At 65.2% G+C, this 26,996-nt stretch carries 24 protein-coding genes; 13 read left to right on the plus strand and 11 right to left on the minus strand.

Annotated elements, in window-relative coordinates; all coding sequences use genetic code 11:
* Nucleotides 1-358: 358 nt before the first annotated feature.
* From J7347_RS09660 to J7347_RS09675, 4 genes are all read right to left on the minus strand, one after another.
* A complete protein-coding gene (locus J7347_RS09660; RefSeq protein ID WP_067682738.1) occupies nt 359-1,537 on the minus strand; it encodes an acetyl-CoA C-acyltransferase in 1,179 nt (392 codons plus the stop codon).
* A 118-nt stretch (nt 1,538-1,655) separates the two neighbouring features.
* Entirely contained in the window at nt 1,656-2,105 is a 450-nt protein-coding gene (locus tag J7347_RS09665) for a MaoC family dehydratase (protein WP_209161856.1), read from the minus strand.
* A gap of 97 nt (nt 2,106-2,202) precedes the next feature.
* Nucleotides 2,203-3,609: a putative O-glycosylation ligase, exosortase A system-associated gene (locus tag J7347_RS09670; protein WP_209161857.1), complete on the minus strand. Its 1,407-nt coding sequence runs from the start codon at nt 3,607-3,609 to the stop codon at nt 2,203-2,205.
* Nucleotides 3,606-3,785, minus strand: a complete 180-nt coding sequence (locus J7347_RS09675; protein WP_067682747.1) for a hypothetical protein — start codon at nt 3,783-3,785, stop codon at nt 3,606-3,608. The genes J7347_RS09670 and J7347_RS09675 overlap by 4 nt, the downstream gene beginning before the upstream one ends.
* Nucleotides 3,786-3,873: 88 nt before the next feature.
* Between J7347_RS09675 and J7347_RS09680 the strand changes: the two genes are divergently transcribed.
* The 5 genes from J7347_RS09680 (at nt 3,874) to J7347_RS09700 (ending at nt 13,052) form a co-directional block, all read left to right on the plus strand.
* Nucleotides 3,874-5,103 carry a TIGR04063 family PEP-CTERM/XrtA system glycosyltransferase gene (locus tag J7347_RS09680; RefSeq protein WP_209161858.1) on the plus strand — a complete coding sequence of 410 codons (1,230 nt, stop codon included), beginning with the start codon at nt 3,874-3,876 and terminating at the stop codon, nt 5,101-5,103.
* Between the two features lie 19 nt (nt 5,104-5,122).
* On the plus strand, nt 5,123-6,247 hold the full coding sequence (locus J7347_RS09685) for a hypothetical protein (RefSeq protein WP_209161859.1): 1,125 nt from the start codon (nt 5,123-5,125) through the stop codon (nt 6,245-6,247).
* A 230-nt stretch (nt 6,248-6,477) separates the two neighbouring features.
* Nucleotides 6,478-11,124, plus strand: a complete 4,647-nt coding sequence (gene gltB / locus J7347_RS09690; RefSeq protein WP_209162088.1) for a glutamate synthase large subunit — start codon at nt 6,478-6,480, stop codon at nt 11,122-11,124.
* A complete protein-coding gene (locus J7347_RS09695; protein ID WP_209161860.1) occupies nt 11,124-12,560 on the plus strand; it encodes a glutamate synthase subunit beta in 1,437 nt (478 codons plus the stop codon). Before gltB ends, J7347_RS09695 begins: the two co-directional genes overlap by 1 nt.
* A 108-nt stretch (nt 12,561-12,668) precedes the next feature.
* Nucleotides 12,669-13,052 carry a hypothetical protein gene (locus J7347_RS09700; RefSeq protein ID WP_209161861.1) on the plus strand — a complete coding sequence of 128 codons (384 nt, stop codon included), beginning with the start codon at nt 12,669-12,671 and terminating at the stop codon, nt 13,050-13,052.
* Here J7347_RS09700 and J7347_RS09705 read toward each other — a convergent pair whose 3' ends face one another.
* Complete coding sequence (locus J7347_RS09705) at nt 13,053-13,733, minus strand: uracil-DNA glycosylase (RefSeq protein WP_209161862.1); 681 nt, start codon at nt 13,731-13,733, stop codon at nt 13,053-13,055.
* A gap of 79 nt (nt 13,734-13,812) precedes the next feature.
* Here J7347_RS09705 and J7347_RS09710 point away from each other — a divergent pair, with 79 nt between their 5' ends.
* From J7347_RS09710 to J7347_RS09720, 3 genes are read left to right on the plus strand one after another with little or no spacing between them, the layout of a single operon-like run.
* On the plus strand, nt 13,813-14,436 hold the full coding sequence (locus J7347_RS09710) for a ribonuclease D (RefSeq protein WP_209161863.1): 624 nt from the start codon (nt 13,813-13,815) through the stop codon (nt 14,434-14,436).
* A gap of 7 nt (nt 14,437-14,443) precedes the next feature.
* Entirely contained in the window at nt 14,444-15,124 is a 681-nt protein-coding gene (locus J7347_RS09715) for an LPS export ABC transporter periplasmic protein LptC (RefSeq protein ID WP_209161864.1), read from the plus strand.
* A gap of 2 nt (nt 15,125-15,126) precedes the next feature.
* Nucleotides 15,127-15,702: an LptA/OstA family protein gene (locus J7347_RS09720; RefSeq protein ID WP_209161865.1), complete on the plus strand. Its 576-nt coding sequence runs from the start codon at nt 15,127-15,129 to the stop codon at nt 15,700-15,702.
* A gap of 4 nt (nt 15,703-15,706) precedes the next feature.
* On the opposite strand, the gene J7347_RS09725 is transcribed toward J7347_RS09720, so the two are convergent.
* From J7347_RS09725 to J7347_RS09740, 4 genes are read right to left on the minus strand one after another with little or no spacing between them, the layout of a single operon-like run.
* Nucleotides 15,707-16,744 (minus strand): DNA polymerase III subunit delta, encoded by a 1,038-nt coding sequence (locus J7347_RS09725; RefSeq protein WP_209161866.1) that lies wholly within the window; start codon nt 16,742-16,744, stop codon nt 15,707-15,709.
* A complete protein-coding gene (gene lptE, locus J7347_RS09730; protein WP_209161867.1) occupies nt 16,741-17,244 on the minus strand; it encodes an LPS assembly lipoprotein LptE in 504 nt (167 codons plus the stop codon). The genes J7347_RS09725 and lptE overlap by 4 nt, the downstream gene beginning before the upstream one ends.
* Nucleotides 17,244-19,784, minus strand: coding sequence for a leucine--tRNA ligase (gene leuS, locus J7347_RS09735; RefSeq protein WP_209161868.1), 2,541 nt, complete (start codon nt 19,782-19,784; stop codon nt 17,244-17,246). Before leuS ends, lptE begins: the two co-directional genes overlap by 1 nt.
* A 28-nt stretch (nt 19,785-19,812) precedes the next feature.
* Nucleotides 19,813-20,265 (minus strand): DUF3576 domain-containing protein, encoded by a 453-nt coding sequence (locus tag J7347_RS09740; protein ID WP_209161869.1) that lies wholly within the window; start codon nt 20,263-20,265, stop codon nt 19,813-19,815.
* A gap of 435 nt (nt 20,266-20,700) precedes the next feature.
* Between J7347_RS09740 and J7347_RS09745 the strand changes: the two genes are divergently transcribed.
* Together J7347_RS09745 and phbB are read left to right on the plus strand one after the other, a co-directional pair.
* Complete coding sequence (locus J7347_RS09745) at nt 20,701-21,483, plus strand: hypothetical protein (protein ID WP_082851441.1); 783 nt, start codon at nt 20,701-20,703, stop codon at nt 21,481-21,483.
* A gap of 173 nt (nt 21,484-21,656) precedes the next feature.
* Nucleotides 21,657-22,379 (plus strand): acetoacetyl-CoA reductase, encoded by a 723-nt coding sequence (gene phbB / locus J7347_RS09750; protein WP_209161870.1) that lies wholly within the window; start codon nt 21,657-21,659, stop codon nt 22,377-22,379.
* 131 nt (nt 22,380-22,510) lie between these two features.
* Here the strand turns inward: phbB and J7347_RS09755 are convergent, their stop codons facing one another.
* The gene (locus tag J7347_RS09755) at nt 22,511-23,491 is read right to left on the minus strand and encodes an endonuclease/exonuclease/phosphatase family protein (protein WP_209161871.1); all 981 of its coding nucleotides are present in this window, start codon (nt 23,489-23,491) and stop codon (nt 22,511-22,513) included.
* Between the two features lie 179 nt (nt 23,492-23,670).
* On the opposite strand from J7347_RS09755, the gene fumC reads away from it, so the two are divergent.
* Nucleotides 23,671-25,068: a class II fumarate hydratase gene (gene fumC / locus J7347_RS09760; RefSeq protein WP_209161872.1), complete on the plus strand. Its 1,398-nt coding sequence runs from the start codon at nt 23,671-23,673 to the stop codon at nt 25,066-25,068.
* Here fumC and J7347_RS09765 read toward each other — a convergent pair whose 3' ends face one another.
* Nucleotides 25,069-25,818 (minus strand): DUF4019 domain-containing protein, encoded by a 750-nt coding sequence (locus J7347_RS09765; protein WP_209161873.1) that lies wholly within the window; start codon nt 25,816-25,818, stop codon nt 25,069-25,071.
* Between the two features lie 86 nt (nt 25,819-25,904).
* Between J7347_RS09765 and J7347_RS09770 the strand changes: the two genes are divergently transcribed.
* Both J7347_RS09770 and J7347_RS09775 read left to right on the plus strand, forming a co-directional pair.
* Nucleotides 25,905-26,189, plus strand: coding sequence for a ribbon-helix-helix domain-containing protein (locus J7347_RS09770; RefSeq protein ID WP_209161874.1), 285 nt, complete (start codon nt 25,905-25,907; stop codon nt 26,187-26,189).
* Entirely contained in the window at nt 26,186-26,968 is a 783-nt protein-coding gene (locus tag J7347_RS09775) for an alpha/beta fold hydrolase (protein ID WP_209161875.1), read from the plus strand. Before J7347_RS09770 ends, J7347_RS09775 begins: the two co-directional genes overlap by 4 nt.
* The last annotated feature ends 28 nt before the right edge of the window (nt 26,969-26,996 follow it).

Consider the following 26,996-nt stretch of genomic DNA (forward strand, 5'->3'; position numbering starts at 1 on the left):
CCATGGTCGTCATCGGCCCGGAAGATATTCCCGCTGCCGGACGGCTGCTCACCCTTCGTGACTATTGAGACTTGTGTCGAGAACCCGGTGGTCGCGCCGCAATCCCGCTGGAAAATGATGGCGCTGTGCAAGCCATCGGGGGCATCGGCCCTGCTAATCTGCGTGTTCGAACAAGTGTCAGAGCAGCCACCGAGCGCAATCCCAATCGCCGCTAGAATGCCGTATCGAAACATAGTGAGCACGCTAATCTACGCGGACCAATCGTCAATGGCAGGTTTCAACCCGTTGGCTGACCAAATTAAAAGGGCGGCCCGGGTCACCCCGAGCCGCCCTTTTTGCGTAGCGCTGATCCGCTAGATCAGAAAATCTCGAACAGGCCCGCTGCGCCCATGCCGCCGCCGACGCACATGGTGACGACGCCGTATTTGGCGCCCATGCGCTTGCCTTCGAGCAGGACGTGGCCGGTGCAGCGCGCGCCGGTCATGCCGTAGGGGTGGCCGATCGAGATCGAGCCGCCATTGACGTTCAGCTTGTCGTTATCGATCCCGAGCTTGTCGCGGCAGTAGAGTACCTGCACGGCAAAAGCTTCGTTCAGCTCCCAGATGCCGATATCGTCGACCTTGAGGTCGAATCGTTCGAGCAGCTTGGGGATCGCGAAGACGGGGCCGATGCCCATCTCGTCGGGCTCGGTGCCCGCGACCGCCATGCCGACATAGCGGCCGAGCGGCGTGAGGCCCTTCTTTTCCGCGACCTTGGCTTCCATCAGCACGCTGGCGCTGGAGCCGTCAGATAGCTGGCTGGCATTGCCTGCCGTGATCGTGGTGCCTTCGCCCATCACCGGCTTCAGGCTGTTGAGGCCTTCGAGCGTGGTCTGCGGGCGGTTGCCTTCGTCCTTGTCGATGGTGATCGCGACGTCCGAAATCTCGCCGGTTTCCTTGTCCTGCACCTTGTGGGTCGTGGAGACGGGGACGATCTCGTCATCGAACTTACCTGCTTCCTGCGCGGCGGCGACACGCTGCTGCGACTGGAGGGCGTATTCGTCCTGCTGGTCGCGGCTGATGCCGTAACGCTGAGCGACCGTTTCGGCGGTCTGGAGCATCGGCATGTAGATCGCGCCGTGCATCTGCATCAGTTCGGGATCGGGCATGACGCGCATTTCTTTGGTCTGGACGAGCGAAATGCTCTCCTGACCACCGGCGGCGACCACATCCATCCGGTCGGTGATGATTTGCTTGGCCGCCGTGGCGATGCTCATCAGGCCGCTGGAACACTGACGGTCGATCGTCATGCCGCTGGTGCCGATCGGGCACCCGGCACGCAGCGCGACCTGGCGGGCGAGGTTGCCGGCCTGCGCACCCTGCTGGAGAGCGGCGCCCCACAACACGTCGTCGACTTCGCCGGCGTCGATTCCGGCGCGCTCGATCGCGGGCTTCAGGGAATAGGAGCCGAGCGTGGCCCCCTTGGTGTCGTTGAACCCGCCCTTATAGGCGCGGCCGATGGCGGTGCGGGCGGTGGAGACGATTACTGCGTCACGCATTGTAAGAACCTTTCGTCATCCCAGCGCAGGCTGGGATCTTGATCGATAATGTCCGACCTGATCGGTTGCCGGGCGGACAGTGATCCCAGCTTTCGCCGGGATGACGGGATATTTCAGATCAGACGAAATACATCGTCATCCATTCGCAGATCAAAGCGGGCTTCTCCTCGCCTTCGATCTCGATGGTGATCTCGACCGTCTGCTGCCACTGGCCGGCGCGCTTTTCGGTCATTTCGAGCAGCTTCCAGTGGCCGCGAATGCGCTTGCCCGAACGGACCGGGTTGATGAAGCGCGTCTTGTTGCCGCCGTAATTCACGGCCATCTTGATCCCGTCCACGCGCGGCACGTCGCTGTTCGCGGTGAGGTAGGGGATCATCGACAGGGTCAGGAAGCCATGCGCGATGGTGCCGCCGAACGGCGTCATCTTGGCGGCTTCTTCGTTGACGTGGATGAACTGGTGGTCACCGGTCGCTTCGGCGAACTGGTTGATGCGCTCCTGCGTCATCTCGACCCATTCGCTGGTGCCCAGTTGTTCTCCGGTCTTGTCTGCCACTTCCTGCGGGGTCATCGGCCTCTCCTTGTGATGATGCGGCGCGAAAGATCACGCCTGTCACCGGGTCTCATGGCGCAAGGAAAAGCATGGCGCAACCGCCCCGCGCGTGCCGTTACGGCATGGCAGTTTCGCGGACCGGCTTGGAAGAGGAGGTGCGCGCGCCACGCCTCTTGCGCCGAGTCCTGCTGCGCTCTGAGCTATCATCGGAAGCCAGCGATTCGCGTTTCGCGCAATAGGTCCACAAAGCGATCTGGAGGCCGAGGAACAGGAACACGACCGGCTGATAGCCGATCCCCTGGAACGCCGCGCCGACGAGGTAGACGATATGCGCGTTCTGGAGCCCGGCGGCGAGAGGGCCGATCCATCGCTCTTCCGGGCCGTCACGCGTGCGATAGCGGCGGCGCAAACGCTCCATCTGCCACAGGCCGGTCAATTGCAGCATGATCCAGGCGATGAAGCCGGGATAGCCCTGCTCCCCCAGAAGCTCGAAATAGGACGAGTGGTAGGCGCGGCCCTTGTCCTCCACCTCGACATATTCGACCGATACCGAACTGCCTTCCTCCGTGCGTTCGGGCATGATGTATTTGAAGCTGTTGCCCCGATAGGCGTCGAACCCGCCGCCGAAGGGATTTTCGCTCACATAGTCGATCGTCCATTCCCACACTGCCACGCGAGTCGAGGCGGACTGGTCGCCGCCATGCTCGGTGATGGTCGACATCCGCTCCCAATAGCTGGCGGGCAGGAAGGGCAGCGCCACGAGGCCGAGTGCTGCGGCGCCCGCGATATAGGCGATACGGTTCTTCACTGTGCGCAGCAGCAGCACGCCCAGCACCGCGATGCAGAGGAGGCCGGTGCGCGCCTCCGTCCCAACCGGGATCAGCAGGCAGGCGAAAATCAGGCAGACGCCGAACAGCTTCACGCGCCAATCGGGCGGAAAGACGCGCCCATATTTCATCAGCCAGGCGATCAGCGGCGTCATCCCGATCGCCACCGTGGCGAGCGTGGAGCTTTCGTAGATGTTGGAGTTGTCGTTGACGAAGAAATAGAGGCTCCCATACCCGCCCCCTCCCAGCGCGGTCTTCATCCCCGCGCTGATGACGATCGCGCCCACGGTCAGCACGATGGTCAGGATCACCGCCTCGATCCGGGTGCGCGTGGTCAAGGTGAAGGGCAGGAAGATCGCGAAGACCAGAGCCTTCCACACCCATTCCCACTTGGTCGCGGCCTCGACGGGGAAATCGGCGGTCTGAGTCGTCGCGAAGCAATAGATCAGCAGGAACACCATCAATCCCTGGCGATAATGGAAGCGCGTCTCGTTTTTGGGATCGGTCAGCAACCACCCTGCAAAGGCGGCGCAAAACGCGATGAGGGAGATCGGCAGCGCGGGCGTCAGCGTCCAGCCGATCTTCTGCGGCGCCAGAATGTCGATATAGATATAAGCGAGCACCCACAGGAACGGGCGCGCGATTCCGAGGGCGAGGAACGCCATCACGAAAGCGAAGAGCGCGAGATCGATCACGGCGCGCGGTCCGCCCGCAATGTCTTGCGGCGCTGCTCGCGCAGTTTGCGCGCGGACAGCTTCTCCGCCTCGTCCTCCAGCGCCGCATCGGTGTCGACATCGCTGCGCCGCGCCAGCCTGATCAGCGCGATCAGCAGCAGTCCGTGGCAAAGGGCGAGGGCGAAATAGTCGATCAAGCGAAAGCGGTCCCGATAATGCGATGGCAGCTGTTACGCGGATGCGGTTGACGCCGCGTTAAGCCTGTTGTGCAAGAGATATACCGCAATGACCCGCATCCTGCACATTCTCGATCATTCGCTGCCGATCCATTCGGGCTACACTTTCCGCACGCGCGCCATCCTGAAGGCGCAGCGGGCGGCGGGGATGGAGGTGCGGGGCATTACCGGGCCGCTCTATCACGAAGGCGAGACGGGCACGGCAGAGCATGACGGGCTCACGTTCGACCGCGTCCCCGGCCCCGTATCCGGGCCGCCAGGCATCAGGGAATGGCGCGCGATCTCAACATTGCGGCAGGGGGTCGAGCGCGTGATCGCGGATTGGCAGCCCGATATCCTCCACGCCCATTCGCCTGCCCTGTGCGGCATGGCGGGGCTGAGAGCGGCGCGTGCCGCCGGCCTGCCCTTCGTTTATGAAATCCGTGCCTTCTGGGAAGATGCGGCGGTCGGCAATCTGACCGGACGCGAGGGATCGGTGAAATATCGCCTCACCCGCGCGATCGAAAATCGCGTCGTCGCAGGCGCGGATGCGGTCTTCACGATCTGCGAAGGGCTGCGCCGCGATCTGGTCGCGCGCGGGCACGATGCGGATAAGATCGCCCTATCGCCCAATGGCGTCGACCTCAACCTGTTCGGCGAACCGCCCCCGCGCGACGAGACGCTGGCCCGCGAGCTCGATCTGGGCGAAGGGCCGGTCATCGGCTTCATCGGCAGCTTCTACGATTACGAAGGGCTGGACGATCTGATCGCCGCCATGCCGATCCTGCGCGAACGCCATCCCGGTGCGCGCCTGCTTCTCGTCGGCGGCGGGCCGATGGAGGATCGATTGCGCGCCCAGGCCGCGGCCAGTCCGGCGCATGAGGCCATTCTCTTCACCGGGCGCGTCCCGCATTCCGAGGTCGAGCGGTATTATTCGCTTATCGACGTGCTCGCCTATCCGCGCAAGAAATCGCGCCTCACCGATCTCGTCACGCCTCTGAAGCCGCTCGAAGCCATGGCGCAGCGAAGGATCGTCGCCGCGAGCGATGTCGGCGGGCACCGCGAACTGATCGCGGACGGGCGCACCGGCGTGCTGTTCGCGCCCGACGATCCCGCCGCCTGCGCGCAAGCGCTCGCCGATCTGATCGACCGCCGCGAAAGCTGGGACACGATGCGCGATGCGGGCCGCGCCCATGTTGCGGCGCGGCACGACTGGGCGCGCAATGTCGAAAATTATCGAGCCGTTTACCAACGTCTGGTAGGCGATCCGCCGGAAAACGGCGCCCGGCGCGCCGCCTGACAGGAACGAGCGCCCTTACATGACTTCTTCAACCTCCCGCCCCATCAGCAGCCATCCGGCCTTCCCGGTCGTCGTGGCGCTGTGGTTTGCGGCCCTGCTCGGCGGGGGGACATTCGTGCTGCCCGCATCGATCTTCGAGAATGCCGCGAGCGCGACTGGCCTCGCTGACATCGTTCCAGCCGCGCAACCTCCGCTCGGCGATACCGCGCGGCTTGCGATCACCGTCGCTGCTGCAATTCTGGGCGCGCTGATCGGCTTGTTCGTCGCCTGGCAGGTGCGCCGCGCGACGCGATCCGAGCAGGAATCTCCAGTGACCGACACGCTCGCGCGACAATCGACGGGTCGGGATGCGCCCGATCCGGACGCCGCTGCCGCCAGCGAGGATTCCGCCACGGACGATGCCACCGCCTGGCAGGCCTGGCGCGAGCAGATGACGGACGAAGAGGATGCTCTGGATACTGCGGATACGCACGATCCCGCCGACGCTCTGGAACGCGATCCCGCACCCTATGTCGATCGAACTGCCCATGAAGCGCAGGACGACGAACCGTTCGGAGACACCGGCTTCGATGCCGCATCGGCGGCGCGCACGCTCGACGAGGATCCGCAGCGGGCCGAGGCCGACCGCCTCGTTGCAGGTCTGGCAAGGCTCAGGCAAGTGGACGACGAGGCGCGCGTTTCGGACGAAGCCCCCTCCATCGAGCCGATGGAAGACCCGGACGGGGAGGACCTCGCGCCTTTATCCTTCCGCGACGAACACGACGACAATGACGGCGGCGCTATCTTCGACTCCTCCTTCGTCTCGGCAGGCCCAACTGCTGCTGGCGATGGGCCGGACGACGAAGCCGAACCGGACGAGGAAACCGAAGAGAAAATTCAGCCCCCCACGCTCGCAGTGCCGGCCGAACCACTCGAAGTCCTCTCGCTTCCCGAACTCGTTGCACGGCTCGAACTTGCGCTGGAAGCGCGCCGGGATGGCGATAACGAGACCGTACCGCGCGACGACGATGCAGGTTTTTCCCCGCGGCGCGAAGCCGGGTACGATGATGCCGAAAAGGCTCCGTCCGAAAGCGGTGAGACCGATTCCCAAGCCATGCTGCGCGCCGCGCTCGCCAGGCTGGATCAGGTGGAACGCACGTCCTGATCACGCGTGAGGTAACAAACGCGCTGTCCAGCTTTTACCTCGCGAAATAATCCTACTCCTCTCGCAGTTGCAAAAACGTCTCCCGAACGTCACAAGGGCGGTTCACGACATTTAAGCAGCGCTGCCGTTTGGGGGCTGCTCGAACGGTCGAGACGCGAGGTCGTGCTGCTGCGCCGCTTCGCGCCCGATCGGGAAGAAGGACGCGAGTGACGCACACGATGACGACCGACATGCTCCCGCCGCCCGCCGCCGGGCTCTACGATCCGCGTAACGAACACGATGCCTGCGGCGTCGGCATGGTGGCGCATATCGCGGGCGGGAAAAGCCATTCGATCGTCACGCGCGCGCTGGAAATCCTCGCCAATCTCGACCATCGCGGCGCCGTGGGGGCGGATCCGCTGTTGGGCGACGGCGCGGGAATCCTGCTGCAATTGCCCGATCCCCTGTTCCGCCGCTGGGCCGAGGATGAAGGCGTCGATCTGCCGATGCCGGGGCAGTATGCGGTGGCGCAATGCTTCCTGCCGCAGGACGAAGAAGCGGCCCGCTTCGTCGCCGAACAGCTGGAAAAGTTCGTCGCCAAGGAAGGCCAGCGCGTGCTCGGCTGGCGCGATGTGCCGACCACGCTCGACGGGCTGGGCCAGGCGGTCATCGATTCGATGCCGGTGATGCGGCAATGCATTGTCGCGCGCGGCGAAACCTGCGCGGATCAGGACGCCTTCGAACGCAAGCTGATCGTGATCCGCAAGCAGACGCTCAATCCGCTGGCGAAGCTGGCTGAAAAACACGACCTGCCGGATCTTCCCAAGGCCTATATTCCGAGCTTTTCCAGCCGCACCATCGTCTACAAGGGCCTGTTGCTGGCGAACCAGGTTGGCAGCTTCTACGACGATCTGCGCGACGAGGCCTGCACATCCGCCTTCGGCCTGGTGCACCAGCGCTTCTCCACCAACACCTTCCCCAGCTGGCGGCTCGCCCACCCCTATCGCTTCACCGCTCACAACGGCGAGATCAACACGGTTCGCGGCAATGTGAACTGGATGAATGCGCGCCGCCGCACGATGGAGAGCGACCTTCTCGGCGTCGATCTCGACAAGATGTGGCCGCTGATCCCGCATGGCCAGTCGGACACGGCCTGTCTCGACAATGCGCTCGAACTGCTGCTGGCAGGCGGCTACAGCCTCGCCCATGCGATGATGATGCTGATCCCGGAAGCCTGGGCCAAGAACGACCTGATGGAGCCGGGCCGCCGCGCCTTCTACGAATACCATTCCGCGCTGATGGAGCCTTGGGATGGGCCCGCCGCCGTCTGCTTCACCGACGGTCGCCAGATCGGCGCCACGCTCGACCGCAACGGGCTGCGCCCCGCGCGCTATTGCGTGACGCAGGACGGCCACGTCATCCTCGCGAGCGAGAGCGGCGTGCTCCCGGTCGAAGAAGAGGAGATCGTCCGCAAATGGCGACTCCAGCCGGGCAAGATGCTGCTGATCGATCTCGAACAGGGCCGCATCATCGAGGATGACGAGCTGAAGACGCAGCTCGCCGCCGAACATCCTTACGAGGAATGGCTCGATCGCGCGCAGTACAAGCTGGAAGACCTCTCGCATATCGAGCCCGAATTGTCGGAAATTCCGGGCGTGAAAACCTCGCTGCTCCAACGCCAGCAGGCCTTCGGCTACACGCAGGAGGATCTCTCCCGCTTCCTCGAACCGATGGCGGCGAATGGCGAAGATCCGGTCGGGTCGATGGGCACCGACACGCCGATCGCGGTGCTGAGTGCGCGCCCCCGCCTGCTTTACGATTATTTCAAACAGAACTTCGCCCAGGTCACCAATCCGCCGATCGATCCGATCCGCGAGGAATTGGTGATGAGCCTGATGTCGATGATCGGCCCGCGCCCCAACCTGCTCGGGCGCGAGGCGGGATCGCACAAGCGCCTCGAAATCGCGCAGCCGATCCTGACGAACGAGGATCTGGCCAAGATCCGCTCGGTCGAAGTCGCGCTCGATGGCGCCTTCCGAACCGCGACCATCGACACGACCTGGGATGCCAGCACCGGGGCCGATGGCCTCGCCATGGCGATCAAGGAGATGTGCTGGGCCGCGACCGAAGCGGTGTTGCAGGACCACACGATCCTGATCCTGTCGGACCGCGAACAGGGGCCGGACCGGATCCCGATGCCTGCCCTGCTGGCGACCTCTGCCGTGCACCACCAGCTGGTGCGCCAGGGCCTGCGCATGCAGACCGGCCTGGTGGTCGAGACCGGCGAAGCGCGCGAAGTGCATCATTTCTGTGCGCTCGCGGGCTACGGCGCGGAAGCGATCAATCCTTACGTCGCTTTCGAGACGCTTGAGAATCTGCGCGCCACCAAGCTGCCGCAGCTCGATGCGAAAAAGGTCGAGGCGAATTTCGTCATGGCCGTCGGCAAGGGCATTTTGAAGGTCATGTCCAAGATGGGCATCTCGACCTACCAGTCCTATTGCGGCGCGCAGATCTTCGACGCGGTCGGCCTCGCGCAGGATTTCGTCGACGATTTCTTCACCGGCACCGCCACCACGATCGGCGGCGCGGGGCTTGCCGAAATCGCGGAAGAAGCGGTCCTGCGCCATGGCCAGGCCTATGGCGACAGCCCGCTATACGAAGGCATGCTGGATGTCGGCGGCATCTACCAGTATCGCCTGCGCGGCGAGGATCACGCCTGGACGCCCGAATCCGTCGCCAATCTCCAGCACGCGGTACGGGGTGACAAGCCCGACAATTACGCCGCCTATGCCAAGGCGATCAACGAACAGTCCGAACGCCTGCTGACCATTCGCGGGCTGATGGAGCTGAAACCGGCGGACCAGCCGATCCCCCTGGACGAGGTCGAACCCGCCGCCGAGATCGTCAAGCGCTTCAGCACCGGGGCGATGAGCTACGGCTCCATCAGTCGCGAGGCGCACACCACGCTCGCCATCGCGATGAACCGCATCGGCGGCCGCTCGAACACCGGTGAAGGGGGCGAGGAGCCCGATCGCTTCACCGCGATGGACAATGGCGATTCGATGCGCAGCCGGATCAAGCAGGTCGCCAGCGGCCGCTTCGGCGTCACCACCGAATATCTCGTCAATTCGGACGATATCCAGATCAAGATGGCGCAGGGTGCCAAGCCCGGCGAAGGCGGGCAATTGCCCGGCCACAAGGTCGACAAGGTGATCGGCAAGGTCCGCCATGCAACCCCCGGCGTCGCCTTGATCTCGCCGCCGCCGCACCACGACATCTATTCGATCGAGGATTTGGCCCAGCTGATCCACGACCTCAAAAACGTGCAGCCCAAGGCGCGCATTTCGGTCAAGCTCGTCAGCGAAGTCGGCGTCGGCACGGTCGCTGCGGGCGTGTCGAAGTGCAAGGCCGACCATGTCACGATCTCGGGTTACGAGGGCGGCACGGGTGCGAGCCCGCTGACCTCGCTGACCCATGCGGGCTCCCCGTGGGAGATCGGCCTCGCCGAAACGCAGCAGACGCTGATGCTCAACGATCTGCGCAGCCGCATCGCGGTGCAGGTCGATGGCGGGCTCCGCACCGGGCGCGACGTCGCCATCGGGGCGCTGCTGGGCGCGGACGAGTTCGGCTTCGCCACCGCCCCGCTGATCGCGGCGGGCTGCATCATGATGCGCAAATGCCACCTCAACACCTGTCCGGTGGGCGTGGCGACGCAGGATCCCGAACTGCGCAAGCGCTTCACCGGCACGCCCGAACACGTCATCAACTACTTCTTCTTCGTCGCCGAGGAATTGCGGGCAATCATGGCCGAGATGGGCTTCCGGACTGTCGAGGAGATGGTGGGCCGCGTGGATCGGCTCGATACGGCGCGCGTCCATCGCCACTGGAAGGCACGCGGGATCGACCTATCGCGCCTGCTCGCCCAGCCCAAGGTCGCCCAGGGCGTGCCCTTGCGCCACACGCTGACGCAGGATCACGGCCTCGGCGCCGCGCTCGACAACGATCTGATTGAAGCCTGCCGGGACGCGATCGAGAACCGCACGCCGGTCACGCTCGAACGGCCGATTCGCAACGTCAACCGGACGACCGGCGCCATGCTGTCGGGCCGGATCGCGGAAGCGCACGGCCATGCGGGCCTGCCGCCCGAAACCGTCCGCATCGCGTTTACCGGCGTTGCCGGGCAAAGCTTCGGCGCATGGCTGGCCCACGGCGTCACGCTCGATCTGACGGGCGATGCCAACGACTATGTCGGCAAGGGATTGTCGGGGGGCCGCATCGCGGTGCGTCCGCCCGAAACCGCGCCCCGCACGGCGGACGAGAACATCATCGTCGGCAACACCGTCCTTTACGGCGCGATCGCGGGCGAGGCCTATTTCGCCGGTGTCGCGGGTGAGCGCTTCGCAGTCCGGAATTCGGGCGCGGTCGCAGTCGTCGAAGGCACGGGCGACCATCCGTGCGAATATATGACAGGCGGCGTGGTCTGCGTGCTCGGCAAAACGGGCCGCAATTTCGGCGCGGGGATGAGCGGCGGTATCGCCTATGTCTACGATCCCGACGGCACGTTCGAACAGCGCGTCAATCCGGCGCAGGTGGATGTCTTCGCCGTATCGAAGGACGAAGCCGAAGGCGCCGAAAAGAGCTGGGGCAAGCCGCAGCAACGCGGCCTCTCGGTCGAGAATAACGGGATGGGCGATCCGCTCTACCACGATGCCGAGCGGCTGCGCGTGCTGGTGGAGCGGCACCAATTGCACACCGGATCCAGACTGGCAAAGAGCCTGCTGGAAGATTGGGATGCGGCGCTTTCCAAGTTCAAGAAAGTGATGCCGCGCGATTATGCCAGGGCCCTGAAGGCGCTGGAAGACGAACGCGAACAGGCTGCGATGGAGGCGGCGGAATAATGGGCAAGGAAACCGGCTTCCTCGAATACGAGCGCGAGGAGCGCACCTATGCCGATCCGCAGGAGCGGCTGACGCATTACAAGGAATTCACGATTCCGCATTCCGAAGGCGCGCTCAAAAAGCAGGCGGCCCGGTGCATGAATTGCGGCATTCCGTATTGTCACAACGGCTGTCCGGTGAACAACATCATCCCGGACTGGAATCACCTAGTCTATGAAGACGACTGGAAGAACGCGCTCGCCGTCCTCCATTCCACCAACAATTTCCCCGAATTCACCGGCCGCATCTGCCCCGCCCCGTGCGAGGCGGCCTGCACGCTCAACATCGTGGACGAGCCGGTGACGATCAAGTCGATCGAATGCGCCATCGTGGATCGCGGCTGGAAGGAAGGCTGGGTCGAACCGCAAGTGCCGGAAAAACAGACCGGCAAGTCGGTCGCGGTGGTGGGTAGCGGCCCGGCGGGCCTCGCCTGCGCGCAACAGCTGGCCCGCGCGGGCCACGCAGTGACGGTGTTCGAGAAGAGCGACCGGATCGGCGGATTGCTGCGCTACGGCATTCCCGACTTCAAGATGGAGAAGCACCTCATCAACCGCCGCGCCGTGCAGATGGAGGCCGAAGGCGTCCAGTTCCGCACCAGCGCCGAAGTGGGCGTGGAGGTCAGCTTCCAGGCGCTGCGCGACAATTTCGACGCGGTGGTGCTTTCGGGCGGAGCGGAAGAGCCCCGGCGGCTCGACATTCCCGGCGCGGAATTGTCGGGCGTGCGGCTGGCGATGGAATTCCTCACCCAGCAGAACAAGCGCAATGCGGGCGACGATGAAGTGCGCGCCGCGCCGCGCGGGACGCTGTCGGCCAAGGGCAAGCACGTGATCGTGATCGGCGGCGGCGATACGGGAAGCGACTGTGTCGGTACGTCCAACCGCCAGGGCGCGGCGAGCGTTACCCAGCTCGAAATCATGCCCAAGCCTCCTGAAAAGGAGGACAAGGCGATGACCTGGCCGCACTGGCCGCTCAAGCTGCGCACCTCGTCCAGCCACGAGGAAGGCGCGGAACGCGACTGGGCGGTGCTGACCAAGCGCGTGGTGGGCGAGAATGGCGATGTCACGGGCCTGGAATGCGTGCGGATCGAATGGGACGGCCGCTCCTTCGAGGAAGTACCGGGAAGCGAATTCACGCTGAAGGCGGACCTCATCCTCCTCGCCATGGGCTTTACCGGCCCGAAGCGCCGCGGCCTGCTCGACCGGGCGGGCGTGGAATTGTGCGAACGCGGCAATGTGAAGGCCGATACCGATCGCTACGCCACCAGCGAAGACGGCGTCTATGCCTGCGGCGATATGCGCCGGGGCCAGAGCCTCGTCGTCTGGGCCATCCGCGAAGGCCGCCAATGCGCCCGCGCTGTGGACGAAGCGCTGATGGGAGTGACGGAACTTCCGCGGTAGTTGGCGTGATCGCCGTCAAAAAGTGTCCGAAACCGATGTGGCGAGCGCATAGACTCCTAGTCGCGTTGCGATTGTGTACTGTATTTGCAGTAGAACAGGAGAACCACGATGCTTTCGCTTCTCGCCGCTGCCGCCGTATCTGCCTCCTCGCCCTTCTCCGCCACTTTCGACAAGGTCGAAGCCGATTACCGGCGGCCTTCCTATGAGGAGTGGAATTTCGAGATCGCCAACACGTCTGCAGAGGAACAGACGCTCCGCATCTGTCCGTCCGATATCGATCGGATAGCGCTCGACCCTGCGCGCACGACGCACCATGCCTTCGCCGTGGCGTTCGAAGACGATAGCTGGCGCTTCGGATGTATCGAGAAGCGCCTCCAGGCAGGGGACGCCGTGTCGCTGCGGGCGTATACGCGGCCCTATGGCACGCCCGGTTCCGGTCGCACGCTGGTGCTCCGCGACGCCAGCGGGGCCGTGATACCCGCTACGAGCTGATTACACCCGCCAATCCACCGCGCCGCGTCCGCTTTCTTCCAGAAACGCGTTCGCACGGCTGAAGGGGCGTGAACCGAAAAAGCCGCGCCGCGCGGAGAGCGGGCTGGGATGGGGGCTTGCGATCACGAAATGGCGCGGAGCCGCGATTTCGGGAATCGTCGTCAGTTTCTTCTGGGCGTGCGCGCCCCACAGGATGAAGACGCTCGGCTCTTCGCGCGCCGCAACTGCCGCCACACAGGCGTCGGTAATCGCTTCCCAGCCGCGCCCCGCATGGCTGCCCGCCTGTCCCGCCTCCACGGTCAGCGAGGTGTTGAGCAGCAGCACGCCCTGCTGCGCCCATGCAGTCAGATCTCCATGCGCGGGGGGCGCGATGCCGAGGTCGCTTTCCAGTTCCTTGTAGATATTTCGCAGGCTCGGCGGGATTTTCTCGCCCTCGGGCACGGAAAAGCTCAGGCCCATCGCCTGGCCCGGCCCGTGATAGGGATCCTGCCCCAGGATCACGATCTTCACCCGGTCGAGCGGTGTCAGGTCGAGCGCACGCAGGCGCATGCCGCGCGGGGGATAGACGGTCTTTCCCGCCTCTTCCTCGGCCCGCAACCATCCGCCCAGAATGCGCGCCTCCTCGCTCGCCAGAACGGGATCGAGTGCGGGCCGCCAGCTTGCGGGAACGGTATCGGACATGGTTCTGCCGATACGCCCCATGCGCCGCCCTATCCAGCGCCCCTTTCCCTCAATCCCCGATGCGCCTAAGGCCTGAGGCATGGCCGTATATTTTCACGAAGAAGACTTGCCCGCAGGCGTTCTTGCGGATGGACCGATCGCCGTCGATACCGAGACGATGGGGCTGATAACCCCGCGCGATCGCCTGTGCGTGGTGCAGATCAGCGATGGCGGCGGGGACGAGCATCTCGTCCGCTTCAATCCCGACAGCGAGTACGAGGCGCCCAATCTGGCCGCCGTGCTGGGTGATCCGGACCGATTGAAGCTCTACCACTTCGCGCGCTTCGATCTCGCCGCGATCGAACATTATCTCGGGGTCACTGCCGCGCCTGTGTTCTGCACGAAGATCGCCAGCAAGCTGGTGCGGACCTATACCGATCGCCACGGCCTCAAGAACCTCGTCGAGGAATTGCTGGGCGAGAACCTGTCCAAGCATCAGCAGAGCTCGGACTGGGGCGGCCCTGTCCTCAGCGATGCGCAGCGCGATTACGCCGCGTCCGACGTGCGCTATCTCCACCGGCTGAAGGACGAGCTGGAAAAGCGGCTGAAGCGCGAAGGACGCATGGAGCTGGCGCAGGCCTGCTTCGACTTCCTGCCCGCGCGTGCGCGCCTCGACCTTGCCGGGTGGCCCGATCACGACATATTCAGCCACGCCTCCGCATAGGCATGCGATGGCGAGCATAGAAGCCACGGGCAAGCGGCGGATCGAAACCGAACAGGCGGCCGAGCGACGCAGCCGCCGCCAGCGTTTCGCCGCGCCCGGCGGACGGCATGACCGGTTGGTCAGCTTCCTTGCCAAGGCTCTACCCATGGGTGTTGGCGTGGTGGCGGCTTTGATGGTGGTAACGCCGCTGAGCCCGCGGGGCGAAATCAGCTTCCTGCTCGATCGCAACAAGGTCGCCGTGATCGACGAGCGGCTGCGCGTCGACAATGCGCTTTATCGCGGCCAGGACGATACGGGCCGCCCCTTCTCGCTGACGGCGGGCGAGGCGGTGCAGCGATCGAGCCTGGAGGGGATCGTGCGGATGGACGATATGCGCGCGCGCATCCTTCTGAGCGAAGGGCCCGCCCAATTGCTGGCACCCGGCGGGGCCTACGATATCGAGGCCGCCGCGATGCGCGTGCCGGGTGCCGTGCGGATGACGGCGGCGGACGGCTATTCGATGCTGCTGCGCGACGTGCTCATCAGCCTGACCAGCAAGACCGTGGTGGGAACCGGCGGTGTGTCCGGCGCCATTCCGGCCGGGACATTTTCCGCCGACCAGCTCGAAGCCGATCTCGACGCGCGCACCGTCGCGCTCGAAGGGGATGCCCGGCTGCGCATGATACCCGGCCGATTGAGGATGCCGTGACGATGACGACCAAGACCACTTCGCTCTCCACGACTGCCGCCCGCTGGGCGCTGGGCGGTTTCGCCGCCACGATCGCACTGATGGCGGGCATCCAGACGAACGCGCAGGCCATCGCAGGCCACAATTCCAACGCGCCGGTCGATTTCGCCGCCAACCGGATCGAGTTGCAGGACCGGGCAGACCGCGTCGTCCTGTCGGGCAATGTGGTGATCGAGCAGGCCGGACTGCGGCTGACCGCGGCGCGCACGCTGGTGAATTATTCCGACGCAGGCTCGCTCAGCATTCAGCGGATCATGGCGACCGGCGGCGTGGTGGTGACGCGCGGCAATGAGCGCGCAAGGGGCGATACCGCAGTCTACGATTTCAACCGCCGGATCATCACCATGGCCGGAAACGTCCGCCTCAATCGCGGCAGCGACACGCTGAACGGCGGAAGACTGGTGATCGACTTGAGGAGCGGCGTGTCGAGCGTCGACGGATCGGCCAGCGGCTCTTCCAGCGTGAGCGGTGCGGACGGGACGACCACGACCAATTCGGGCGGACGCGTGACGGGGACCTTCTCGGTCCCTGATAATTGAGGCCTCAGCGCCGCCCTCGGCGCGCCATTCCTGCCAGCGCCTGCGACAGCAGCAGTTCCGCCGCCTGACTGTTCGCCAGAAGCTCGCGGTGCAATTCCACCAGCCGCGTCGTCAGCCTGTCCAGCCGCGCGCCCCGCCAATAGGCGAGCTGGGTGCGGATATCGCGTTCTTCTTTGAAGAAGATGCCGAGCGAGGCCTTCTCGCCCCGGTTTAGTTCGTCGAGATTCTGGCGCGGGCCGAGGCGCGCGGCGATCTTGGCGAGCTGCGCCGCGCGGCGTTCGAAGGCGAGCAGCAGGCCGACGGGATTGAGCGACACTTCGCGCATCCGCTTCAGCTCGCCCGCCAGTTTCGCCTGTTCGCCCGACAGAACCGCGTTGACGAGCGGCATGAACCCGTCCTCCTCGCTGCTCGCGCCGATCGCGTCCAGATCCTCCGCGCTCGCCTGGCGCGGAGCCTGCGGCGCGGCGTCGAGATAGAGGGCGATCTTGGTCACTTCCGACTGCGCCAGCCGCACGTCGAGGGCAGCGGCGCGCGCGATCCGCTGGGCCAGCGGGCCCGACAGCGTCACGCCCGCCGCATCGCCCATCGCGCGGACCTGATCGGTGACGCTTTCCAGATTGGGGGGATAGAACATCGCCACCACCGCATCCTTGCGCTTTTCCAGCAGCTTGGCGGTGCGCGACTTGTCGGTTGCGGAGGTCGCGACGACGACGACCGGGCAGGCCTCGCCCGCGCCCATATCGCCCGTTTCGGTCAGAAGCTTGAGCGCGTCATGCGCCTCGTCCCCGGTGACGCGCGCATAGATATGGCGGGTGTCTCCGAACAGCGAGTTGGAACGCGCCTCGTCCCCTAGCAGCGCGGGATCAGCACGCAATTGCGCGCCCGCCATTTCGACTCGCTCGCCGGCCTCCGGCAGCATTCCGATCAAGGCCTGGGCCGCCGCCGAAGCGCCCGCCTCGTCCTGTCCGCAGAAAAAGAAGATACCGGCTGTGCGCGCCGCACCCGGTGCCTTGGCGGCGAAATCCTTCTGAGTGAGCTTCACTCGCCCGCTCGCGTGGTTCCTTCGCGCAATCGCAGGGCGACGCGCGTGACGATCCGGTCCGCGACCTCGCGCGAGAGGTTTTCGAGCGCGGTCTGTTCCGCTGCGATCACGGCATATTCGCTCGACACCACGTCGATCCCCGCGTCGCTGCCCGCCGTCGCGTCGAGCAGGATTTCTCCGCTGGCGATATCGACCAATTGGTAACGTGCCCGCAGAGTCCGACGCTCGCGCGAAACCGTGTCGTCGCCCAGAATTCCGAGACCTTCGAGCTGGTCGTCCAGCCGCACATCGAGGCGATAGCGTGCCGCCGCATCGCCCGCCGCGCCAAACCTATCGACCAGTTCGTTGCGCACCAGCCAGCCTGCACGACCGGGGATCGCGGGAACCTCCACTGCCGACAGACCGCGTGCCACCGCGCCATTGCCCCCACCCGCATACATCGGCTGGAGCCCGCATGCGGACAGAGCCACCAAAGCAAAAGAGGCGAAAAGCGCGCGCATCAGGTGACGATATTCACCAGTCTGTCGGGCACCACAATCACTTTGCGGATCGCGGCGCCATCGATCGAGCGCTGGACCTTCTCGCTCGCCAGCGCCAGCTTTTCGAGATCGTCCTTCGATGCGCCCTTGGGCGCGGTCAGCGTGTCGCGCAATTTGCCCATGTGCTGGACCGCGATGGTGACTTCGTCCTCGACCAGCAGAGCGGGATCGACCGTGGGCCAGGCGGCATCGGCGACGAGGCCGCTTTCGCCCAGCGTCGCCCACGCCTCTTCCGCCAGATGCGGCATCATCGGCGCGACCAGTTGCACCAGCGTGCGGATCGCGGCGCTGCGACTGGCGGACGGCGCAGCCTTTTCCACCGCGCCGGTCAATTCGTAAATCCGCGCCACCGCCTTGTTGAAGCCGAGCGATTCGATGTCCGATGCCACCGCCGCGATCGTCTGGTGCGTCTTGCGGTCCAGCGGCTTGTCCGCGCCACTCGCTGCCGCGTCGAACTGACCGAATAGGCGCCACAGGCGGTGGACGAAGCGCGAGCAGCCTTCGATCCCCGCTTCCGACCATGGAAGATCGCGTTCGGGCGGGCTGTCGCTGAGCATGAACCAGCGCACCGCATCCGCGCCGTAGCGATCGACGATCGTATCGGGATCGACGACGTTCTTCTTCGACTTCGACATCTTGATGACGCGGCCGATCGCAAGCGGCGATCCGTCGGCCTTCAATGTCGCGGTGTCGGTACGGCGCTCAACCTCGTCGGGCGCGAAATAGAGGACGCGCCCCTTCTCGTCCGCGCGCTCGTAGGTCTCGTGCGTCACCATCCCCTGCGTGAACAGCGAAGCGAACGGCTCGGTCACGTCGATCAGGCCGATGCGATTGAGCGCGCGCGTCCAGAAGCGGGCGTAGAGCAGGTGCAGGATCGCATGCTCGATCCCGCCGATATATTGTTCGACCGGCAGCCATTTCGCGATCTCGTCGCGGTCGAACGGCTTGTCCGTGGGCTGACTGGCGAAGCGCAGGAAATACCAGCTCGAATCGACGAAAGTGTCGAGCGTGTCGGTCTCGCGCACCGCCTTGCCGCCGCATTCGGGGCAATCGACATGCTTCCAGCTTTCGTGCCGTTTGAGCGGATTGCCGGGCGTCTGGAAATCGACATCGTCGGGCAGAACGATCGGCAGGCTGGACTTGGGCGCCGGAACGACGCCGCATGCGTCGCAATGGATGAAGGGGATCGGCGTCCCCCAATAGCGCTGGCGCGAAACGCCCCAATCGCGCAGGCGCCAGACGGTCTTGCCCTCGCCGCAACCCTGTTGCTCGATCCGCGCGATGATCTCGCGCTTGGCGTCCTCGACGCTCATCCCGTCGAGGAAGTCGGAATTGACGATCACGCCCTCTCCGCTTTCCGCCTCGCCCTCGAACGGCTTGTCTGCCTCGTCCGCGCTCGCCGCGACGACGCGCGGGATCGGGAGATCGTATTTGGTGGCGAATTCGAAGTCACGCTGGTCGTGGCCGGGCACGCCCATCACCGCGCCGGTGCCGTATCCCATCAGCACGAAATTCGCGATATAGACGGGCAGGTCCGCGCCGGTGAACGGGTGTTTCGCGGTGAGGCCCGTATCGAAGCCGAGCTTTTCCGCCGTCTCCAGCTCCGCCGCAGTCGTCCCGCCCTTCTTGCACAGAGCGATGAAATCGCGCGCCGCGTCTGTGTCGAGCGCCTGGGCCACCGGGTGATCGGCGGCGACGGCGACGAAGCTCGCGCCGAAGATAGTATCAGGTCGGGTCGAATAGACCGCCAGCCTGCCACCGTCCGAAAGGTCGAAACTGAATTCCAGCCCCTGCGACTTGCCGATCCAGTTTTCCTGCATCAGCCGCACCTTGTCGGGCCAGTTTTCGAGACCCTCCAGCCCTTCGAGCAATTCCTCGGCGAAGTCGGTGATCTTCAGGAACCACTGCGACAATTTACGCTTCTCGACCTCGGCGCCAGAGCGCCAGCCCTTGCCGTCGATGACCTGCTCGTTGGCGAGCACGGTCATATCGACCGGGTCCCAATTGACCTCGCTCTCTTTGCGATAGACGAGGCCCGCTTCGTACAGGTCGAGGAACAGCGCCTGTTCGTGGCCGTAATAGTCCGGCTCGCAGGTCGCCAGTTCCCTGGACCAGTCGAGGGCGAAGCCAAGGCGCTTCAGCTGCGCCTTCATGTGTTCGATATTGTCGCGGGTCCAGCCGCCGGGATGGACGCCCTTTTCCATCGCGGCGTTTTCTGCCGGCATGCCGAACGCGTCCCAGCCCATCGGGTGGAGAACCTCGTGCCCGGTCGCCTTCTTGTAGCGCGCGAGCACGTCGCCCATCGTGTAATTGCGGACATGGCCGATATGAATGCGCCCGCTGGGATAGGGGAACATTTCGAGCACGTAGCTCTTCGGCTTGTCGCTATCGCTGTCGGCGCGGAAGGTCTGTGCCTCGTCCCACGCCGCCTGCCACTTGGTATCAGCCTGCGCGGGATCGAAGGGCGCCGTATGCCCCTGCCCGGTGCCCGTATCGTTCATCGCGTGCCCCTGGTACTGGTGCGAGATTCTAGCCGGCGATCGTCTGGCGGCGGAATTCGCGCGCCTTCGTCAGGATGATGTCTTCCAGCTTCTGGACCGTGGCGGCCTGAACCGGCGCATCGACCCAGCTATTGCCCTGTGCGACCTGGCGGCTGGCGGCGACGCGCAGCGCATCGGCGCGCAGATCGGTGTCGAGGATGGTGACGGTCATCTTGACCCGCTCGCCGGGATTGGACGGATTGGCATACCAGTCGGTCACGATCACGCCGCCCGCGCTGTCCGCCTGGAGCAGCGGCGCGAAGCTCACCGTTTCGAGCGCGGCGCGCCACAGATAGCTGTTCACCCCGATGGTGTTGACCTGCGCCGCGGCGAGATCGGCGACCGGACGATCGCGTCCGCCGCAGGCGGCGAGCGCCGCGGTGGTGCCCAGCAGCAGAGCGGCGCGGGCGAGAATGCGGGGAGATGCGGAGAGACGGGTCATGCTGATCCTTGGTCTGTCGGTCGGACGCTTTTGAGACCCGGGCTCTATAGCCGGGGTGGCGAGGGGAGCAAGCTTTGGGGCGCACGCATCGTTGAGCGCAGGCATGCTTTCATGACCCGTATCGCCGTGAACCGATTGTGAATTTCGCTGCCCGGCAACTTCCGAACGACTCGCAATTCCTATCCGTTTTCCGGCACCGGTCCGCTGCAACCTGTTGAACCCACGCAACACCTTGGGCGCCATGTAGCTGCCGTTAAAGGATTCGGCTGGCGGTGTGCGACGGGGCTTCCTATCCAACGAGTCGCAAAGGATTGCCGGGCAAGGGTTTTTAAGGAACCGTTCAGCCCTCCCGGCGTCTAAGCCAATGGTGCCTGAAATTTCGCCGATGGCGGATCGAATTCGGGTAACGGGGCCATCGGGGTGGAGAGAAGAACCGTGACGAGCAAGCGGCATGGCAGCACCGGCAAGGGACGTTTCGGTCCCGCTGTGCTCGTGGCCGCAGGACTCGGTCTCGCGCTCCCCGCCGCTGCCGCGCTCGCCGTCGGCCAGGCGTCTGTCGCGCACAGCGCGTCCCTCTCCGACGAATCGCTCGAATTCCTGCCTTTCACGCCCGCACGACTCGATCCGGGTCTGGTTCGCGAAGTCGCGTCCACCATCGGTGTCGATGCTTTGCGGTTCACGCCCGCCGCCCGCCCGGCTCGCAAGGATCGCACTCTGACCGTGGCAGTGCGCGTCGACGATGCGACCGCCCGCGCCATTTCGGTGCGCAAGCCGCTGGAGCGCGTGAGCGAGGCGGGCATCGGTATGGGCAGCGGCATCGGATCCGTCGCGGTAGAACCTACTCGCTACAATCTCGGCATTGCGCGCGGGTATCAGGGCTTCGCTCAGCCGAAGCCGGTCGATCTGCCTGTCGGCGTTCGCGACCTGACCATGCCCGATCTCGAGCGGTTCTCGCTTGAATCCGGCGGCAAGGACAAGCCCGACCGCTTCCAGCCGCGCGTTGCGCTCGAATCGGCGCAGCCCAGCGGCCCGGTGCCGCGCGCATCGGGATCGCGCAGCGGGCGGAGCGTCGATGTGGGCGGTGCCTATCGGGTGGTCGGCAATCTCAACGTGACCGCAGGCGTCCGCCTTTCGCAGGAAAGCGACCGCCTCACTCCGCTGACCGACGGTGTCGAAGACAGCCAGGCGGTTTACGTCGGTACGCAGCTGCGTTTCTGACCTGACGCTTCTTGCGTCCGGTCCGCGATTTGGGCCGCTAATTTTTCGAAATACGTATTTATCCGGCTCCGCGCGACAATCCCGGTTGTGACGTGCGCGCGCCTGCGCCTAAGGTCTTCCTGACGCTACGGAAATGCAAGGCCGACGGCCTCGTACAGCAAGGGAGAGCGCGAATGGGAAGAGTGGCCATTGTAACGGGCGGAACGCGCGGCATCGGCAAGGCGATCTGCGAGCATCTTCGCGAGGACGGCTTCACCGTCGTCGCCAATTACGCAGGCAATTCAGAAGCCGCGCAACGCTTTACCGACGAGACCGGGATCAAGGCCTATCGCTTCGACGTGGGCGATCACGAGGCGGTGATCGAAGGCTGCAAACAGATCGAAAGCGAGGTCGGCCCGATCGACGCGGTGGTCAACAATGCTGGCATCACGCGCGACGGCACGCTGCTGCGCATGACGTATGAAGACTGGCAGGATGTCATGCGCATCAATCTGGGCGGCTGCTTCAACCTCGCCAAGGCGACTTTCGAGGGCATGAAGGAGCGCGGCTGGGGCCGGATCGTCAATATCGGATCGATCAACGGCCAGGCCGGGCAATACGGCCAGGTGAACTACGCCGCGGCGAAGTCCGGCATTCACGGCTTCACCAAGGCGCTCGCGCAGGAAGGCGCGCGCTACAAGATCACCGTCAACGCGATCGCGCCCGGCTATATCGACACAGACATGGTCGCCGCCGTGCCCGAACCGGTGCTGGAAAAGATCGTCGCCAAGATCCCGGTCGGCCGCCTCGGCCAAGCGAGCGAAATCGCGCGCGGCGTGAGCTTCCTGTGCAGCGAGGAAGCGGGCTTCGTCACCGGATCGACCATGAGCATAAACGGCGGCCAGCATATGTATTGACGATGGCAGGCGAGCAGGCCCGCCCTGCTCGCCGCTGGCGCCACCGGCGCCAGCCATCGGCTCGGCCAGCCGGTCGGCGGGCCTGGCCCGTCGAGCCGGTCTGACGTCAGGGCGGCGGCTTCGCCGTCGCCCTATCGCTCCGTGGTCCCCGGACCGCCCCCCGCCCGCTCCGGCATGTCCGAATCGGGCGCCATCGGATCGACGCAGACTCGCGCCATGAGCGGCAAATGATCCGATCCGACATCCTCGCCGATCTCCAGCCGCTTCACCTTCACGCCGTCCTTCACCATGATCTGGTCGAGCGGCCATCCCAGCCAGGCGTAATCCGCCGGAAAGCTTGCAAAGCTGCCGCGCCCCGCACGCGGGTCGAGGAAATTGCCTTCCTCGCGAAACCGTTCGGTCGTGCGCGACCAGGGAACATCGTTGAAATCGCCGATCGCCAGCACATTGCCGATCCCGTCGGGCGTCTTCGCGCCGGCGCGGGCGATATTGGCATCGCGCTGCTGGGTGTTCTCACCGGGACGCGGCGGGCGTGGATGCAGGCCGACCAGTTCGAAGCGCGCTCCATCTCCCATCCGCAACGTTGCATAGAGCGTCGGCGTGTTGCTGGAGGTGTTCGCCACCATCCGCGCCCGCTCGACCTCCAGATTGGTAGCGAAGATCATCCCGTAGGTGTTCTCAAGCGGCCGGGCCAGGCGATAGCCATAGCGCGCCAGCTGCGGTTCGAGCGCACGCAGCCAGTCGCCATTCGTTTCCATCAGCAACAGGATATCGGGCCGGGTTCGCTCGATCAGCGAGGCGGTGCGCGCATAGTCCTCGTTCGACTGAAGGACATTGAAAGAAAGAACCTCGGCGCAACTCATCCCGCTCACCTCGTCCGGCAGCGGCACCTGCGTGGAGGCAAGCGCCGTATAGGGCCACATACGCGCCAGATTGATGACTGCGCTGGCTGCGAACAGTCCCACCGCAATCCATTTGCCCCGCCCGGCGAACAGCGCGGCCAGCACGCCCAGAAGGGCCGCAAGATAGATCGCAGGCTCGCGCACGAAGTCGAGCATGCGCACGATTCCGCGATTGGTCGGCCACAAGGATACCAGCGCGAGCGCCAGCATGATTGCGGCGAACCCGATGGCGATTTTCGCTCCGGTATCGATCTTACGGATGTCTGCGTCCCCCTAATGACTAGGGCTCCCTAACGAGACACGCCCGAACGGTCCATCGCCGTGAATTCAGGACCGTCCGGGCGCACGCGTCGTTGGTGTCATGAATCACGACGAAAAGGATCGCCCGAATGACCGAGACCCGCACCGAAACCGACAGCATGGGCGCAATCGAAGTGCCTGCCGAGCGCCTGTGGGGCGCGCAGACGCAGCGCAGCCTTCAGAACTTCGCGATCGGCGAAGAAAAGATGCCCGCCGAAATCGTTCACGCGCTCGGCATCGTCAAACAGGCGGCGGCGCGGACCAATCGCAAGCTCGGCGTGCTGGATGCCGTGCTCGCCAACGCTATCGAGGATGCGGCGGAGGCCGTCGCGGCAGGCGAACTGGACGCGGAGTTTCCGCTCTCCGTCTGGCAGACCGGATCGGGCACGCAGTCGAACATGAACGCCAACGAGGTGATCGCGAATGTCGCCAGCGAGGCGCTGGACGGCACACGCGGTGACAAGGCGCCGGTCCATCCCAACGATCACGTCAATATGGGCCAGTCCTCCAACGACACCTTCCCCACCGCACTCCACATCGCGGCGGCACGGATGGTCGATGCAAAATTGCTGCCCGCACTGCGCGCCCTCCATTCCGATCTCGCCGGGAAGGCGAGCAAGTGGGATGATATCGTCAAGATCGGACGCACCCACACGCAGGACGCGACGCCGCTGACTCTGGGCCAGGAATTTTCAGGCTATGCCGCGCTGGTCGAAGACGGAATCGCGCGGATCGAGCTGGCTCTGCCGGGCATCCATCGCCTCGCCCAGGGCGGTACGGCTGTGGGCACCGGCCTCAACGCGACGAAGGGCTTTGCGGAAGGGATCGCACAGGAGATCGCAGAGCTGACCGAGCTTTCTTTCGAAACCGCGCCCAACAAATTCGCCGCGCTTTCGGGGCAGGACGCGCTGCTGTTCCTGCACGGCGCGATCGAGGCGGTGGCGATGAGCCTCTACAAGATCGCCAACGACATCCGCCTGTTGGGCTCCGGCCCGCGTTCGGGTCTTGGCGAGCTGGCCCTGCCCGCCAACGAGCCGGGCAGTTCGATCATGCCGGGCAAGGTCAATCCCACCCAGGCCGAAGCGCTGACGCAGGTCTGCGTGCAGGTCCACGGCAATCAGGCGACGCTGTCTTTCGCCGCCAGCCAGGGGCAATTCGAACTCAACACCTATCGCCCGCTGATGGCCCATGTGTTCCTGCAGAGCGTGCGCCTGCTCGCCGATGCGAGCGACAGCTTCACGCGCAATCTGCTCGCCGGGCTCGAACCGCGCGAGGAGAATATCGCGCGCGGAGTCGAAAATTCGCTGATGCTGGTGACGGCGCTGGCGCCCGAGATCGGCTACGATGCGGCAGCGAAGATCGCCAAGACCGCGCACGAAGCCGACCAGACCCTGCGCGAAGCGGCGATCGCCAGCGGCAAGGTCGGCGAAGAGGAATACGACCGGATCGTCCGGCCCGAAACGATGCTCGGGCCGGACCGCGACTGATCACTCGATAATGTAAGAGACCACACGCCATGCGCCGCCTTCGCGCTCCAGCGTGACCGTCTCGACCGCGTCGGGCTTGCCGCTGTAGTCGGTGCGGAATGTGACCACACGATAGCCGTTCGGCGGCGCGTAGACCTCCTGATAGCCCGTCGCTTCGCGTGAGGAGACGGCACCGAGCGGGACGCGGACCTGATCGGACGCATCGCTCCATATTTTGAGTGTGTTTCGGCTGCGGAACTGCGACCCGGTCGCCGCGTAACTCGCTTCCCAGTCATAGGCATCGACATCGGCGAGAAATTCGCGCGCCGCGGCTTCGGTCGCGTGGTCGAGGGCGACCTTCTCCGCAGAGCTGTCTGGAGGGGTTGTGTCATGGGTGATGTCTGACCCGGCGAGGGCAAGGGCGGCGAGAGCGATGAAAGCTGACATGGCGAATAGGCCTCCGATTATGCGTCGGCGTCCGGGGCGGGCGCCGTTCGATGCATCGGCTCCTGCTCCCGCCCCGCCTGCCGATGCATCCCCCAAACTCTCGCCTGCAAGAAATTCGGGGCCTTCGTCGGCGAGCAGAAGCCGCGCGGCTTCCTTGCTGCTGGTGACGCCCAGCTTGCGCCGCGCATCGCGGAGCCGCCCGTTCACCGTGTGCACCGAGAGGTCGAGCGCGCGGGCCGAGGATTTCGCATCGTGCCCGCGCAGGATAAGCCGCAGCGTCTCCTTCTCCTTCGGCGTCAGCGCATCGGTCGCATCCTCGCTCATCGGTTCGGGATAGGCCCGCGCGGGCAGGCGCCGCCACCCCAAAAAATTGGTATGTGCGCCATGCCACCACCGGGTAGGATGGGGCGATGGACATTCCCTATCATCCGCCCGTCAAGCGATCGCTGGCGATCCACGGGCACCGCACCTCGATCAGCCTCGAGCCGGTATTCTGGGACCTGCTGAAGCGCGCGGCGCAGGAGGAGGGCTTGGCTCTCGCCGCTCTGGTCGCGCGCATCGATGCCGAGCGGATCCAGGCCGAAACCCCGCCGGGCCTTGCGGGCGCGCTGCGCGTTTGGCTGGTGGCGCGGATCATCGCCGGTTCATCGAGCGAAACGGATTTCAGCGGTGCGATGGGGGAGATCGAAGAATGAGGGTTCCAGTTGCTGTCTTGTTAGCGAGTGCCGCGCTCGCACTGTCCGGATGCGCGGGGACGATCCGCGACCGCATCTATCAACCCGCCGCCCTTGCCGAGACGGCAGTGCAATTCGCAGGCGAGGCACCGCAGGACGTGAACGCGAGCACGGCCGACGGGCTGGATCTCGCAGGCTATTACTGGCCCGCCAAGGCAGGCAACGACACGCTGGTCGTTTACTTCCACGGCAACGGCTACAATCAGCTCGTCGGCGCCGCGCGGGCAGAGCCGCTCAGGAAAGGCGGGCATGGTGTGCTCGTCGCCTCCTATCGCGGCTATGGCGACAATCCCGGCGCGCCGTCCGAGGACGGCCTGTTCGCCGATGCGGAGGCCTGGATGGCGAAAGCGCGCGAACTGGCTCCCGGTGCCGATATCTATCTGTTCGGCCATTCGCTCGGCGGGGCGGTGGCGCTGGAAATGGCGGCGCGGCACGAGGTCGCGGGCGTGGCGACGCTCGGGACGTTCGCGCGGCTGGCGGATCAAGCGCCGAGCATCGCGCGCGGAATCCTGCCCGACCGGTACGACAATGTCGCGGCGATCCGGCGCGTCAGCGTTCCGGTCCTCCTCCTGCACGGGACCGAGGACCGAGTCGTCGCGCTCGCCGCTGGTGAGGAACTGGCGGAGGCTGCTTCCAACGCCACTCTCGTGCGCTTGACCGGCGCAGGCCATCAGGTCGATCTGGCGAAGATTGCGGATCGCATCTGGCAGGCATGGGAAAACGGGCTTCCCGAAAGCTGATACGAAAAGGGCGACGCCGCAGCGCCGC

Source organism: Erythrobacter sp. A6_0 (assembly GCF_017744235.1).
Classification (GTDB): Bacteria; Pseudomonadota; Alphaproteobacteria; order Sphingomonadales; family Sphingomonadaceae; genus Qipengyuania.

Excerpts from the sequence above, each read along its gene's own strand:
- J7347_RS09685 (WP_209161859.1), top strand. The coding sequence starts at position 5,123 with ATGACTTCTTCAACCTCCCGCCCCATCAGCAGCCATCCGGCCTTCCCG.
- J7347_RS09755 (WP_209161871.1), bottom strand. The coding sequence starts at position 23,491 with ATGCTGGCGCTCGCGCTGGTATCCTTGTGGCCGACCAATCGCGGAATC.
- J7347_RS09700 (WP_209161861.1), top strand. The coding sequence starts at position 12,669 with ATGCTTTCGCTTCTCGCCGCTGCCGCCGTATCTGCCTCCTCGCCCTTC.
- lptE (WP_209161867.1), bottom strand. The coding sequence starts at position 17,244 with ATGCGCGCGCTTTTCGCCTCTTTTGCTTTGGTGGCTCTGTCCGCATGC.
- fumC (WP_209161872.1), top strand. The coding sequence starts at position 23,671 with ATGACCGAGACCCGCACCGAAACCGACAGCATGGGCGCAATCGAAGTG.
- J7347_RS09710 (WP_209161863.1), top strand. The coding sequence starts at position 13,813 with ATGGCCGTATATTTTCACGAAGAAGACTTGCCCGCAGGCGTTCTTGCG.
- J7347_RS09770 (WP_209161874.1), top strand. The coding sequence starts at position 25,905 with ATGGACATTCCCTATCATCCGCCCGTCAAGCGATCGCTGGCGATCCAC.
- J7347_RS09660 (WP_067682738.1), bottom strand. The coding sequence starts at position 1,537 with ATGCGTGACGCAGTAATCGTCTCCACCGCCCGCACCGCCATCGGCCGC.
- J7347_RS09715 (WP_209161864.1), top strand. The coding sequence starts at position 14,444 with ATGGCGAGCATAGAAGCCACGGGCAAGCGGCGGATCGAAACCGAACAG.
- J7347_RS09695 (WP_209161860.1), top strand. The coding sequence starts at position 11,124 with ATGGGCAAGGAAACCGGCTTCCTCGAATACGAGCGCGAGGAGCGCACC.
- gltB (WP_209162088.1), top strand. The coding sequence starts at position 6,478 with ATGCTCCCGCCGCCCGCCGCCGGGCTCTACGATCCGCGTAACGAACAC.
- J7347_RS09665 (WP_209161856.1), bottom strand. The coding sequence starts at position 2,105 with ATGACCCCGCAGGAAGTGGCAGACAAGACCGGAGAACAACTGGGCACC.
- J7347_RS09775 (WP_209161875.1), top strand. The coding sequence starts at position 26,186 with ATGAGGGTTCCAGTTGCTGTCTTGTTAGCGAGTGCCGCGCTCGCACTG.
- leuS (WP_209161868.1), bottom strand. The coding sequence starts at position 19,784 with ATGAACGATACGGGCACCGGGCAGGGGCATACGGCGCCCTTCGATCCC.
- J7347_RS09720 (WP_209161865.1), top strand. The coding sequence starts at position 15,127 with ATGACGACCAAGACCACTTCGCTCTCCACGACTGCCGCCCGCTGGGCG.
- phbB (WP_209161870.1), top strand. The coding sequence starts at position 21,657 with ATGGGAAGAGTGGCCATTGTAACGGGCGGAACGCGCGGCATCGGCAAG.
- J7347_RS09740 (WP_209161869.1), bottom strand. The coding sequence starts at position 20,265 with ATGACCCGTCTCTCCGCATCTCCCCGCATTCTCGCCCGCGCCGCTCTG.
- J7347_RS09680 (WP_209161858.1), top strand. The coding sequence starts at position 3,874 with ATGACCCGCATCCTGCACATTCTCGATCATTCGCTGCCGATCCATTCG.
- J7347_RS09705 (WP_209161862.1), bottom strand. The coding sequence starts at position 13,733 with ATGTCCGATACCGTTCCCGCAAGCTGGCGGCCCGCACTCGATCCCGTT.
- J7347_RS09765 (WP_209161873.1), bottom strand. The coding sequence starts at position 25,818 with ATGAGCGAGGATGCGACCGATGCGCTGACGCCGAAGGAGAAGGAGACG.